Here is a 13,851-nt window from a genome sequence, read left to right on the forward strand (position 1 = left end):
ATGAGTTTTTTTGGCCCATTGCTGTGGGGTGACGGGGCGCTCGCGGTGGTTGAACAGGCCGAACCCTGCGGCTTCCTCGATGGTCCGGGTCTGGGCGTTGAAGGTGGTGCGGGATCCATGTGGCCAAGAGCAGCCGGGCCGTTTCCGGCCGACTCTCAAGGCCACGGGCCCGGCCGTCGTCGCTGATACGTGCCGTTCCGAGGCACAGGAGGCGTGCAGGCTTTCTCAGCCGTGCCAGGACCGCCACAGCGCCGCATAGGCGCCGTCCGCCGCCACCAGCTCGTCATGGCTTCCCAGTTCGCTGATCCGGCCGCTTTCCACCACCGCGATCACGTCCGCGTCATGTGCGGTGTGCAGCCGGTGGGCGATCGCCACGACCGTGCGACCGTCCAGCACCCGGGCCAGTGAACGCTCCAGGTGCCGTGCGGCCCGCGGGTCCAGCAACGACGTCGCCTCGTCCAGCACCAGCGTGTGCGGATCGGCCAGGACCAGCCGGGCCAGTGCGATCTGCTGGGCCTGAGCCGGCGTCAGCGCCAGGCCGCCGGAGCCGACCTCGCAGTCCAGCCCCTCCTCCAGGGCCCTCGCCCAGCCGTCCGCGTCGACCGCCGCGAGCGACGCCCACAGCTCGGCGTCCCCGGCGCCGGTACGGGCCAGCAGGAGGTTGTCCCGCAGCGAACCGACGAACACATGGTGCTCCTGGTTGACCAGCGCCACATGCGTACGTACGCGCTCCGCCTTCATCTGGGACAACTCCGCGCCACCGAGCGTGACTTCACCCGTACGCGGGGCGTAGATCCCGGCCAGCAGCCGGCCCAGCGTGGACTTGCCGGCACCGGACGGGCCGACCAGCGCGAGGCGCGTACCCGGTGCGACGTCCAATGACACCTTGTGCAGGACGTCGAGCCCGGCGCGGTAGCCGAAGTGCACCTCGTCCGCCCGGACATCACGGCCCTCCGGGACGACCTCCGCATCGCCCGCGTCCGGCTCGATGTCCCGTACGCCGACCAGCCGGGCCAGCGACACCTGCGCGACCTGCAACTCGTCGTACCAGCGCAGGATCAGGCCGATCGGGTCGACCATCATCTGCGCCAGCAGCGCGCCCGTCGTCAGCTGTCCCACGGTCAGCCAGCCCTCGATGACGAACCAGCCGCCGAGCATCAGCACCGCGCCGAGAATCGTCACGTAGGTGACATTGATGACGGGGAAGAGCACGGAACGCAGGAAGAGCGTGTACCGTTCCCACGCCGTCCACTCCTTGATCCGCCGGTCCGACAGCGCCACCCGGCGCGCACCCAGACGGTGGGCCTCCACGGTCCGTCCGGCGTCCACGGTCTCCGCGAGCATCGCCGCGACCGCCGCATATCCGGCGGCCTCCGAACGGTACGCGGACGGCGCGCGCCTGAAGTACCAGCGGCAGCCGAGGATCAGGACGGGCAGGGCGACCAGAACCGAGAGCGCCAGCGGCGGAGCCGTCACGGCGAGTGCAGTCAGGAGCAGCCCCGCCCACACCACACCGATCGCCAGCTGCGGCACGGCCTCGCGCATCGCATTGGCCAAGCGGTCGATGTCCGTGGTGATCCTGGAGAGCAGATCACCGGTCCCGGCCCGCTCCAGCACGCCCGGCGGCAGCCCGACCGACCGTACGAGGAAGTCCTCGCGCAGATCGGCCAGCATCTCCTCACCGAGCATCGCGCTGCGCAGGCGCATCATCCGGGTGAACACGGTCTGCACGATCAGCGCGAGCGCGAACACCCCGGCGGTGCGCTCCAGATGCAGGTCGGAGACGCCGTCGGAGAGGTCCTCGACCAGCCCGCCCAGCAGATACGGGCCGACGATCGAGGCGATCACCGCGATGGCGTTGAACGAGATGAGCACGGTGAACGGCCTGCGGTGGCGCCGCAGCAGCTCCCGTACATAGCTCCGTACGGTGGTGGGAGTGCCGACCGGCAGGGTCGTCGCCGACTCCGGTGCGGCCGGGTCGTACGTCGGTTCTGCGACGCCGGTCATGCCCGTTCCTCGATTTCCTCGATCGTCCTGATCCTCTTGAGCGCGTCCTGAGAGGTCAGGACAGCGATTTCGTCGTCCGTCTCGCGCGTCACGACTGCCCGGTAGCGGGGGTCCGTGTGCAGGAGTTCACGGTGTGCGCCGACCGCGACGACCGTGCCCCGGTGCACCAGCACCACCCGGTCCGCGAGGTCGAGCAGCAGCGGTGACGAGGCGAACGCCACGGTCGTGCGGCCCTGGCGCAGTGCCTTGATTCCGGCGGCGACCCGGGCCTCCGTGTGCGAGTCGACGGCGGAGGTCGGCTCGTCGAGAACCAGCGCCTCCGGGTCGGTCACCAGCGAGCGGGCCAGTGCGAGCCGCTGGCGCTGGCCGCCCGAGAGCGACCGGCCGCGTTCGGTGATGCGTGTCGTCATCGGGTCGCCGTCCGTGGCGACGGACGCCTGCGCCAATGAGTCCAGCACATCGCCGCACTGGGCGGCGGACAGCGCGTCCTTTGCGGTCACCCGGCCGGACGACGGAACGTCGAGCAGCTCGCGCAGCGTGCCGGAGAGCAGTACCGGGTCCTTGTCCTGGACCAGTACGGCGGTCCGCGCCGAGTCCAGTGGGAGTTCGTCCAGCGGTACGCCACCGAGCAGGACGGACGGGGTCTTCCGCTCGGACGCGGCGTCGTCCGTGGAGTCGTGCGCTCCGTTCTCCGTCGAATCCTTCGCCCCGTTCCCGTTCCCGGCCTCGTCCGAGTCCCCGTCCGCGTCTGCATGCGCGTGTCCGCCGAGACGCTCGGCCAGCCGGCCCGCCTCGTCCGGATCGCCGCAGACCACCGCGGTGAACAGGCCGGCCGGGGCCATCAGCCCGGTGACCGGGTCGTACAGATCGCCGGTCGGTGTTGCGTCGACGGTCGACGGCCGGTCCGTGCGGTGCAGCGACAGCACCCGGACCGCGCGCTGGGCGGAGGGTCGCGAGAAGGAGTACGCCATCGCGATCTCCTCGAAGTGCCGCAGCGGGAACAGCAGCAGTGACGCCGCGCTGTACACCGTGACCAGCTGACCGACCTCGATCCGGCCGTCGCGGGCCAGCGTTGCCCCGTACACGACCAGCGAGATGAGCAGCACGCCCGGCAGCAGCACCTGGATCGCCGAGATCAGCGACCACATCCGCGCGCTGCGCACCGCGGCCTTGCGGACCTCCTGCGAGGCGCGCCGGTAGCGGCCCAGGAACAGCTCCTCGCCACCGATCCCGCGCAGTACCCGCAGCCCGGCAACGGTGTCCGAGGCCAGTTCGGTGGCCTTTCCCGCCTTTTCGCGCTGAAGGTCGGCGCGCCGGGTGGCCCGGGGGAGCAGCGGCAGCACGGCCAGTGCCAGCAACGGCATGGCGAGTGCCACCAGGACGCCCAGCGAAGGCAGATAGAGGATGAGCCCCACGCAGATCAGTACGAGGGCGGCGGCGGCCGCCGCGAAGCGGGAGAGCGCCTCGACGAACCAGCCGATCTTCTCGACGTCGCCGGTGGACACCGCGACGACTTCGCCCGCGGCGACCCGGCGGGTGAGCGCCGCGCCGAGCTCCGCGGTTTTACGGGCCAGCAGCTGCTGGACGCGGGCGGCGGCAGTGATCCAGTTGGTGACGGCGGTCCGGTGGAGCATGGTGTCGCCCAGCGCGATCAGCACACCCAGGACAGCGATCAGGCCGCCCGCCCACGCGAGCCGGCTGCCGGAACGGTCGACGACCGCCTGCACGGCGAAGCCGACGGCAGGCGGCAGCCCGGCAAGGGAGCACTGGTGCAAAAGGCCCCAGGACATGGACTTGAGCTGGCCGCGCAGCTGATTGCGGCCGAGCCAGAACAGGAAGCGTGGGCCTGACCGGACATCGGGATCGCCTGGATCCGGGTACGGAAGATCGCGAATCTGCATGACGTCCCATGGTTCGGTGTGCGTCGGTTTGTTCGGTGAATGACTCAAACCGTGCAAGGTTCGCCCCGGGACGTCCCTCGAAGCAATTGGTTTTCTCCAGGAACGGCACTTATCGCGCCATGGTCACGATGCGGGCGGGAGCTGCTGCGGGGCCGGCTCGACCGGAGCAGGCCCCGCAGCGTCGTATCGGCCCGTCAGGCCTTTTCCGGATTCTCCGAGTCCATGCCGGAGCGGGCCTTCTTCCACTCGCCGCGGGTGAAGTCCGGAATCTGCTGCGGCGCGCCCTTCGCCCTGATGGACAGATGGCTGAGCGGAACGGGTGACGTCCAGGTCGCCGCGTCGTACACATCGAAGTCGGGGACGAGGCCGAGCCGCATGCACTGCATCAGCCGGAACACCAGCATGTAGTCCATACCGCCGTGACCGCCGGGCGGGTTGGCGTGTTCCTTCCACAGCCAGTGGTCCCACTGGGCGTACTTGGCGAAGTCACCCCAGTTGTCGTCCGTGTGGTCGGGCTCGATGTAGATACGGGCCGGGTAGTCCTCGAAGACCCCCTTCGTACCGCCGAGACTGTTGATCCGCGAGTACGGATGCGGAGTGGACACATCGTGCTCCAGCCGGATGACCCGTCCCTTGGCGGTCTGGACGAGACTGATCGTCCGGTCGCTCTCGATATAGGTCTCCTTCCAGCTCGGATCACCGGCCGGCATGTTCTTCTCTCGGTACTCGGCGAGCCCCAGGGACGGGGATCCGGCACTGGTGATGCTCACCGCACGGTCGCCGCGGTTGATGTCCATGTAGTTGGCGACCGGACCGAACCCGTGGTTGGGGTAGAGATCGCCCCGCAATCTGGTGTGCCACAGCCTGCGCCAGGGACCTTCGTAGTACTGCGGGTCGAACATCAGGCCGCGCAGATCGTGGTTGTACGCGCCCGCGCCGTGCAGCAGATCACCGAAGAGACCGGCATGCGCCATGCGCAGCACCCGCATCTCGTTCTGCCCGTAACAGCAGTTCTCCAGCTGCATGCAGTGGCGTCTGGTGCGCTCGGAGAGGTCGACCAACTCCCAGAGCTGGTCGAGCTGGAGAGCGATCGGACACTCCACGCCGACATGCTTGCCGTTCAGCATGGCGGTCTTCGCCATCTCGAAGTGGAAGTCCCAGGGCGTCGCCACATAGACGAAGTCGATGTCCCCGCGCTTGCAGAGATTCTCGTAGTCGTCCTCGCCGTTGGTGTAGACGGCGGGTGCCGGCTGACCGGCGGCCGCCACCTTCGCCGCCGCCCGTCCGGCCTTGGCCTTGACCGGGTCGCACACGGCGACGACCTGTACGCCGGTGACGGCGAGGAAGAGATCGATCATGCTGCCACCGCGGTTGCCGAGGCCGACGATGCCGACCCGGACGGTGGAGCGCCGGTCGAACGGCACCCCTACCATGGTGCGCCCCTGGCGCTTCGGAGCGGCCGCCTGTCCCGCGGGAGCGGCCTCCGGGCTCCGGGTGGGGGTGGCAGCGGCCGCGGTGCCGCTGCTGAGACCGCCGAGTGCGAGCCCGGCACCGGCCACTGAGGCGGTCGTCCACAGGACCGAGCGGCGGCTCATCGAGCCTTCGTCGCCGTCCTGCGTACCGTCGTCCTGCTGTGCTGCGTCGTTCATCGATCCTCCAGATGGGGGGTCTGACGTGCGCGGCTGGTGAATGAACCTCGGTAAGGACCTTGGTAGTTGGGGCTGTTGATGCGCAAGGGGAGTGATTGGACTCCTGCTTCGAAACCATGGACTTTTGTGCCCACGCAAAAGCCGGGCGGGCTCGGAAATTGAGCCCGCCCGGTTATGTGGCGCATCGTCAGGCCAGTCGGGCCGCCGAGGGTGAATCGGCCGCCGGACGACCTCGGTGATCAACGCACCACAGCACCCGGCCGCGTAGCCCGCTCCAGCTCCATCAGCACCGAGTAGTACGACTGCCCCGTGGCCCGGTCCATACCGATCTCGCACATCCGGTTGGCCGAGAGATATGCGTCGTACTTCCGCGCATTCACCTCGGCGGCCTCCTTCGCCGTCGCGGAGGCCGTCAACTCCTTGTGCAGCATGCCGCGGTCGCCCGCGAAGGCACAGCACCCGGCGTCGTCCGGGATCACGACCTCCTCCGCGCAGGCCTCCGCGACCCTGCGCAGCTGCTCCACGTCGTCCAGATGCTCCATGGAACACGTCGGATGCAGGACCGCCGAGTCGATTTTGCGGAGGACTGTCAGCTCGGGAAGCAGTTCGTCGGCCGCCCAGACCAGGGAGTCGACAATGGTCAGCTCCCGGTGCAACTCCCGGTTGTCGTCGGTGAGATATGGCACCACCTCATGGGCGATGCCCAGCGTGCACGACGAGGCGTCGACGACCAGCGGCAGCTTTCCGCCCGCCGTCCAGCCCCAGGCCGCTTCCACGATGCGGTTGGCCATCACGGCATTGCCCGCGTCATAGCCCTTGGAGTGCCAGATCGTCGCGCAGCAGGTCCCCGCGACATCGTCCGGGATCCACACCGGCTTTCCGGCGCGGGCGGAGACGGCGACGACGGCCTGCGGCAGCGACGGGCCGCGATGGCCTTCGGGACCTGCGAAGATACGGTTCACACACGCCGGGTAATAGACCGCGCTCGCCCCGACACGGGAGGTGCGGGGCAGCTTCCGTGCGGCGGCGCCGGGGATCTCGGGCAGCCATTCGGGCACCAGATCGGGGCGCACGGCCTTGCGGGCGAGCCCGGTGAGCGTCTCCAGCGGCCCGTCACCGATCCGGTCGCCGATACGGTCGGCCGCGGCGACCGCGAGCCGTGCCGCCGCCTCCACCGCCTTGAAGTTCTTCGCGGTGAGCGCCGCGATCCGCTCCTCGCGTGGCGAGTGCCGCTGGTGGCGGAAGTCCTTCATCATGGCGCCGGTGTCGATGCCGACCGGGCAGGCGAGCTTGCAGGTCGAGTCGCCCGCGCAGGTGTCGACGGCGTCATAGCCGTATGCGTCGAGCAGCTGTGCCTCCACCGGTGAACTGTCCGGCTGCCGCATCATCTCCCGCCGCAGCACGATCCGCTGGCGTGGAGTGGTGGTCAAGTCCTCGCTGGGACACGTCGGTTCGCAGAAGCCGCACTCGATGCACGGGTCGGCGATCGGCTCGACCCTGGGGATGGTCTTCAGCCCGCGCAGATGGGCCTTCGGGTCGCGATCGAGGACGATCCGGGGCGCCAGCACCCCATCGGGGTCGATGATCTGCTTCGTGCGCCACATCAGCTCGGTCGCCTTCGGGCCCCATTCCAGCTCCAGGAAGGGGGCGATATTACGGCCGGTGGCGTGCTCCGCCTTCAGGGAGCCGTCGAAGCGCTCCACCGTCAGCCGGCAGAAGTCGTCCATGAACGCGGCGTAGCGGTCGACATCGGACGGCTTCGCCGCGTCGAAGGCGAGCAGGAAGTGCAGATTGCCGTGCGCCGCATGGCCGGCGACGGCGGCGTCGAAGCCATGCTCCGCCTGAAGTCCGAGCAGGGCCTCGCAGGCATCGGCCAGCAGGGAGGGCGGCACCGCGAAGTCCTCCGTGATCAGCGTCGTGCCCGAAGGCCGGGAGCCGCCGACCGCGGTGACGAACGCCTTGCGGGCCTTCCAGTAGCCGGAGATGACCTTGGCTTCGCGCGTGAACTCATTGGTCACCGAGGCAACGGGGGTGACCAGGTCGAGCCCCGCGACGACGGTGGCCGCTGCCCGCTCGTATCCCTCCTGCCCCGCCTCGTCCGGGGCCCGGAACTCCACCAGTAGTGCCGTGGTCTCCTTGGGCAGCTCGGCCCAGTCCGCCGGCACGCCCTGGACGCTCACGGACGCACGCAGCGTATTGCCGTCCATCAACTCGACGGCGATCGCCCCCGCCTCGTTGAAGCGGGGCACGGCGGCCGCCGCCGCGGTCAGGGAAGGGAAGAACAGCAGGGCCGTGGAGATGCGGCGGTCCAGCGGCAGTGTGTCGAACACGACCTCGGAGATGAAGCCGAAGGTGCCCTCGGAGCCGACCATCAGACCGCGCAGGATCTGTACGGGCGTCGAGCCGTCGAGGAAGGCATCGAGCCGGTAGCCGTTGGTGTTCTTGATCTCGTACTTGGCACGGATCCGGGCGGTGAGCCCGGCATCCGCCTCGATCTCCGCCTTGAGGGCCAGCAGCCCCTCGCACAGCCGCGGTTCGGCATGGGCCAGGTCCTCGTCCGCTGCCGGATCCGCAGTGTCGACGACCGTGCCGCTCGGCAGTACGAAGGTGAGGGAGGAAACGGTGCGGTATGAATTGCGGGTCGTTCCCGCGGTCATTCCGGAGGCGTTGTTGGCGACGACTCCGCCGATCGTGCAGGCGATGGCGCTGGCCGGATCGGGCCCCAGCAGCCGGCCGTGCCGGGCGAGGGTGGCGTTGGCCCGCAGGACCGTCGTACCCGGCCGGATGCGGGCCTGCGCGCCGTCGTCCAGGACCTCGATGCCCGCCCAGTGCCGGCGCACGTCGACAAGGATGTCCTCACCCTGGGCCTGCCCGTTCAGACTGGTGCCGGCCGCCCGGAAGACGACCTCGCGGCCCTTGCCGTGCGCGTACGACAGGATCGCCGAGATGTCGTCGATGTCCTCCGGGACCACGACGACCTGGGGGATGAACCGGTAGGGACTGGCATCGGAGGCGTACTTCACCAGGTCGGAGACCTTCCACAGCACCTTCTCCGGCCCCAGCAGGTCGACCAGCTCGCCGCGCAGCGGTTCGGGCGTGCCCGGAGCCTGCCGGTCGGGGACCCGGTCCAGGGACGGAGTACGCACCGCACCAGGGCGGAGTGCTTCCGGCTTCGGCTCCAGCAGTGGCATGTCGAGCTCTCCTCGGCGGTTCGGTTCGGTACTCGGTACGGCGACGGCACACACGCAGCACCCATCCGGTGTACGCGTGTCCGCACGGGTTCAGCAGCGGCGCTCCGGCATTCCGTTGACCAGGGCGGACAACAGCCCGCCGAGCACCTCGCGCTGATCGGCGGTCAATGGGGCCAGGATCTCCTCTGCGGCGGCCCGGCGCGCGTCGCGCAGCGACCGGAGGGTGGCGAGGCCCTCCTCGGTGATTTCGATCCGGACCACCCGGCGGCTGTCCGGATCGGGGGCGCGTCGCACCCGCCCGCTCGCCTCCAGGCCGTCGACCAGGCTGGTCACGGCGCGCGGGACGACATCCAGGCGCTGCGCGAGGTCCGCCATCCGGGGCGGCCCGTCGTAATGCGCGACGGTGCGGAGCAGCCGGAACTGTGCGGGAGTAATGCCGATCGGCTCCAGCTGGCGGCTCTGAATCCGCTGGAGCCTGCGGGTCACCCGCAGCAACTGCTCGGCGAGCACGCCATCGGCGTCGGAGGAGTCCATGAGGGGAACAATATCAGGATCTTGTGCATTGTGAGTATAGGTAACAATGAGCTATGCTCTCAAAAATTCGAGTCCCCGGTCCGAGTCCCCGGTCCGAGTCCCCGGTCCGAGTCTTCAGCCTGATTCCTCGCTGTCGCGCGCCCGACGAAGGAGCCCATGAAACCCGACGAAATCACCTGGACACCCCCGCCCCGGGACGGGAGCCGCCCGCCCGCCGAGCTGCGCCGCATCCTGCGCCTCTTCCGTCCCTACCGAGGCCGGCTCGCCCTGGTCGGGCTGCTCGTCGGCGCCTCGTCGCTGGTGTCGGTCGCCTCGCCGTTCCTGCTGCGCGAAATCCTGGACACCGCCATCCCGCAGGGGCGTACGGGACTGCTGTCGCTGCTCGCCCTCGGCATGATCCTCACCGCCGTGACGAACAGCGTCTTCGGTGTTTTGCAGACCCTGATCTCCACCACGGTCGGCCAGCGTGTCATGCACGACCTGCGCACCGCGGTCTATGCGCAGCTGCAGCGGATGCCGCTCGCCTTCTTCACCCGGACCCGCACCGGCGAGGTACAGTCCCGCATCGCCAACGACATCGGCGGCATGCAGGCGACCGTCACCTCCACCGCGACGTCACTGGTCTCCAACCTCACCGCGGTCGTCGCCACGGTCGTCGCCATGCTCGCGCTCGACTGGCGGCTCACCCTCGTCTCGCTCCTCCTGCTTCCGGTCTTCGTCTGGATCAGCCGCAGGGTCGGCCGTGAGCGCAAGAAGATCACCACCCAGCGCCAGAAGCAGATGGCCGCCATGGCGGCCACGGTCACCGAGTCGCTCTCCGTCAGCGGCATCCTGCTCGGCCGGACGATGGGCCGGGCGGACTCCCTCACCAAGGGCTTCGCCGAGGAGTCCGAGAAGCTGGTCGACCTCGAAGTGCGCTCCAGCATGGCCGGGCGGTGGCGGATGTCGACGATCGGCATCGTCATGGCCGCCATGCCCGCCGTCATCTACTGGGCGGCGGGCCTGGCCCTGCAGTCCGGCGGCCCCGCCGTCTCCATCGGCACGCTCGTCGCCTTCGTCTCGCTTCAGCAGGGTCTCTTCCGGCCCGCCGTGAGCCTGCTCTCCACCGGGGTGCAGATGCAGACGTCACTCGCGCTCTTCCAGCGGATCTTCGAGTACCTCGATCTCGAGGTGGACATCACCGAGCCCGAGAACCCCGTCCGGCTGGAGAAGATCCGAGGCGAGATCCGCTTCGAGGACGTCGACTTCAGTTACGACGAGAAGGTCGGCCCGACCCTCAGCGGCGTCGATGTGACCGTGCCGGCCGGCGGCAGCCTGGCGGTCGTCGGACCGACCGGGTCCGGCAAGTCCACGCTCAGCTATCTGGTGCCCAGGCTCTACGACGTCACCGGCGGCCGGGTCACGCTCGACGGTGTCGACGTACGCGATCTGGACTTCGGCACCCTGGCGCGGGCCGTGGGTGTGGTCTCTCAGGAGACGTATCTCTTCCATGCCTCGGTCGCCGACAACCTGCGCTTCGCCAAGCCGGATGCGACCGACGCCGAAATCGAGGCAGCCGCCCGTGCGGCGCAGATCCACGACCACATCGCCTCACTGCCCGACGGCTACGACACCCTGGTCGGTGAACGCGGCTACCGCTTCTCGGGCGGCGAGAAGCAGCGCCTTGCCATCGCTCGTACGATTCTGCGCGACCCGCCCGTCCTGGTGCTCGACGAGGCGACGAGCGCCCTCGACACCCGTACGGAATTCGCCGTGCAGGAAGCGATCGACGCACTCTCCGCAGGACGCACCACCATCACCATCGCCCACCGGCTCTCCACGGTCCGCGACGCCGACCAGATCGTCGTCCTGGACGGCGGCCGAACCGCCGAGCGCGGCAGTCATGACGAACTCCTCCAACAGGACGGCCGCTACGCCGCCCTGGTCCGGCGGGACACCGAACTGGCCCCTGCGCCAAGCTGATCGGCGGGGTCGGGCGTGCCCCCCCGCCGAGGCCGTACACGCGGCGACGCCGCCACTCCCGTGGGACGGGGAGCGACGGCGCCGGGCGGAGCAATGGTCAGACGAGCCAACCCACGAAGTGGACGATGCCGGCGAGCAGGTTGGTGATGAGGTTCATTCGGTGTTTCTCCTTGTACATGGTGCATATGTGGGACTGCGCAGTCTCGGTCTGCAGCCCGTCGCTTGCGCCCTGTAATCATCATCTGCCGCAGGGGAGTTGGGCAACGAACAGCGAAACGATCACACGTTCCAGCGAACACCCGATCCCCTGTTCGTGCGTTCTGTTCATGGGGTGTGGGCCCGTGTCGTCCAGATGGGGGTTGTGAGCTGCTGTCGGTTTACTGAGCTGAAGTGCGTTGTGGTGAGCGGGAGTGAGATCGCGGCGACACCGGCACCCCCGCCCAGCACTGGTTGGGAACGGTTCCGGACGGCGGGATAGCGTGCCCGCATGGTGAACGAGTCCCCGGACACCCCGCCCCGTCGCACTCTCCGCCCGACCCGGCGCGGGGGTCTCGTGCTGCTGATCGGCATCATCCTCGTCCTCGTCGTGGCAGCGGCTGTCCTCGTACCGCTGCTGACACGGGGGCCGAAGGTCGAGCGGGCTCGTCCGCTCGTGATCCCCGAGGGATGGCGGGCGTCCCAGGTGTACGCCGCAGTCGACAAGACCCTGGCCGTGGCATCCGGCACCACCGAGAAGGCCCCCGGTGCGACAGATCTGCCGCTTCCGGCCGAGGCGAAGGGCAATCCTGAGGGTTACCTCTTCCCGGCGACGTACCCCGTCACCTCCGAATCCACCCCGCAGAGCCTGCTCAGGTACATGGTCGACACGGCGGTCAAGCGCTTCGGCGCGGACCACATCACCGCAGGCGCGCGGCGCAACGGCGTCTCGGTGTACCAGACGGTGACGATCGCGAGCATCGTGCAGGCCGAGGCGGACACCGAGGGCGACATGGGCAAGGTCGCCAGGGTCATCTACAACCGGGTCGGCCGGGGGATGCCGCTCCAGATGGACTCCACACTCAATTACGCGCTGAACCGCAGCACCCTGGACACCACCACCGGCGACACGAAGATCGACAGTCCGTACAACAGCTATGAGCGCAAGGAGCTGCCGCCCACACCCATCGGCAACCCGGGCGAGCAGGCGATGATGGCGGCGATCACCCCTACCCCCGGACCGTGGCTGTACTTCGTCACGGTCGCGCCGGGGGACACCCGCTTCACCGGCAGCTATGCGGAACAACAGAGAAACGTGGAGGAGTTCAACCGCAATCGCCGCAGCGCGTCCGGCGGCTGAGCAACTGCGCCGTCACACCACGGCCGGCATGAGCTCCTCGTCCGTCCTTGTTTCCGTCTCCGCTTCGGTCTCCGCCCCCGCCGTGTCCAGCAGTCGTGTGATCGCACGCACCGCGGCCCGCCCCGCCCGGTTGGCGCCGATCGTGCTGGCGGACGGCCCGTACCCGACGAGATGGATGCGCTCGTCCCGTACCGCCTGTGTGCCCTCGACCCGGATGCCGCCGCCCGGCTCGCGCAGTTTCAGCGGCGCGAGATGATCGATGGCGGCCCGGAATCCGGTCGCCCAGAGGATGACATCGGCCTCGACGGTCCGGCCGTCGTCCCACGCGACCCCGGTCGGCGTGATCCGGTCGAACATCGGCAACCGGTCGAGCACCCCCTCCTCGCGGGCGCGCCGGATCGCGTCGGTGAGCGGCAGCCCGGTCACGCTCACCACGCTCTGCGGCGGCAGCCCGCGCCGCACCCGCTCCTCCACCATCGCCACGGCGGCCCGCCCCTGGTCCGTGCCGAACGGTCCCTCCCGGAAGACCGGCGGCCGACGCGTCACCCAGTACGTCGCGGCCGCCACCTCGGCGATCTCCATCAGATGCTGCGTACCGGAGGCGCCGCCGCCCACCACCACCACGCGCTGCCCGGCGAACTCGGCGGGCCCGGGGTAGTTCGCGGTGTGCAGCTGCCGCCCTCGGAAGGTCTCCTGGCCCGGGTAGCGCGGCCAGAACGGCCGGTCCCAGGTGCCAGTGGCGTTGATCAGGGCACGGGTGGCGTACGTACCCTCGGACGTCTCGACGAGCAGCCGCCCGCCGTCGCCCTCGCGCACGGCCCTCACCTCGACCGGCCGGTGAACCCGCAGGTCGAAGTCGCGCTCGTACGTGTCGAAGTACTCACCGATCACTGCGGAGGAGGGCCGGCTGTCGTCGGCTCCGGTGAGTTCCATGCCGGGCAGGGCGTGCATGCCGTGGACCTTGCCGTACGTCAGCGAGGGCCACCGGAACTGCCAGGCGCCGCCGGGGCGCGGGGCATGGTCGAGCACGACGAAATCACGGTCGGGCTCCATTCCTGCGCGTCGCAGATGGTAGGCGCCGGACAGTCCTGCCTGTCCGGCGCCCACCACGACGACATCGACCGTGTGCGTTGCGGCCACCCCAAAGTTGTTCACGCTTCTACCAACTTCTTCGGGGGTGAGGATCTTCCCGCGATCTGCTGAGGTTCCCTCACACCGGCCGCCGCACCGGCACGGCGACACACCGGCCCACCGGCCCGGCCTTCCGGCTC

The 13,851-nt window shown here is 69.3% G+C and carries 8 protein-coding genes; 2 read left to right on the forward strand and 6 right to left on the reverse strand.

Annotation, left to right across the window (positions count from 1 at the left end; genetic code table 11):
• Window positions 1-225: 225 nt before the first annotated feature.
• The 5 genes from ACIPEK_RS13935 to ACIPEK_RS13955 form a co-directional block, all read right to left on the reverse strand.
• Complete coding sequence (locus tag ACIPEK_RS13935) at window positions 226-2,007, reverse strand: ABC transporter ATP-binding protein (RefSeq protein ID WP_401994924.1); 1,782 nt, start codon at window positions 2,005-2,007, stop codon at window positions 226-228.
• Window positions 2,004-3,908, reverse strand: coding sequence for an ABC transporter transmembrane domain-containing protein (locus ACIPEK_RS13940; RefSeq protein ID WP_401994927.1), 1,905 nt, complete (start codon window positions 3,906-3,908; stop codon window positions 2,004-2,006). Before ACIPEK_RS13940 ends, ACIPEK_RS13935 begins: the two co-directional genes overlap by 4 nt.
• A gap of 194 nt (window positions 3,909-4,102) precedes the next feature.
• Entirely contained in the window at window positions 4,103-5,557 is a 1,455-nt protein-coding gene (locus tag ACIPEK_RS13945) for a Gfo/Idh/MocA family protein (protein ID WP_401994930.1), read from the reverse strand.
• Window positions 5,558-5,796: 239 nt separating this feature from the next.
• A complete protein-coding gene (locus tag ACIPEK_RS13950; protein ID WP_401994933.1) occupies window positions 5,797-8,748 on the reverse strand; it encodes an FAD-binding and (Fe-S)-binding domain-containing protein in 2,952 nt (983 codons plus the stop codon).
• A 90-nt stretch (window positions 8,749-8,838) separates the two neighbouring features.
• Complete coding sequence (locus ACIPEK_RS13955) at window positions 8,839-9,282, reverse strand: MarR family winged helix-turn-helix transcriptional regulator (RefSeq protein WP_189280113.1); 444 nt, start codon at window positions 9,280-9,282, stop codon at window positions 8,839-8,841.
• Window positions 9,283-9,438: 156 nt separating this feature from the next.
• Here ACIPEK_RS13955 and ACIPEK_RS13960 point away from each other — a divergent pair, with 156 nt between their 5' ends.
• Both ACIPEK_RS13960 and mltG read left to right on the forward strand, forming a co-directional pair.
• Window positions 9,439-11,244 carry an ABC transporter ATP-binding protein gene (locus tag ACIPEK_RS13960; RefSeq protein ID WP_401994936.1) on the forward strand — a complete coding sequence of 602 codons (1,806 nt, stop codon included), beginning with the start codon at window positions 9,439-9,441 and terminating at the stop codon, window positions 11,242-11,244.
• 487 nt (window positions 11,245-11,731) lie between these two features.
• Entirely contained in the window at window positions 11,732-12,580 is an 849-nt protein-coding gene (gene mltG / locus ACIPEK_RS13965) for an endolytic transglycosylase MltG (protein WP_401994939.1), read from the forward strand.
• A gap of 12 nt (window positions 12,581-12,592) precedes the next feature.
• On the opposite strand, the gene ACIPEK_RS13970 is transcribed toward mltG, so the two are convergent.
• On the reverse strand, window positions 12,593-13,735 hold the full coding sequence (locus ACIPEK_RS13970) for an NAD(P)-binding domain-containing protein (protein WP_401994942.1): 1,143 nt from the start codon (window positions 13,733-13,735) through the stop codon (window positions 12,593-12,595).
• Window positions 13,736-13,851: the final 116 nt, after the last annotated feature.

Source organism: Streptomyces sp. NPDC088246 (genome assembly GCF_044741025.1).
In the GTDB taxonomy this organism is placed as follows: domain Bacteria; phylum Actinomycetota; class Actinomycetes; order Streptomycetales; family Streptomycetaceae; genus Streptomyces.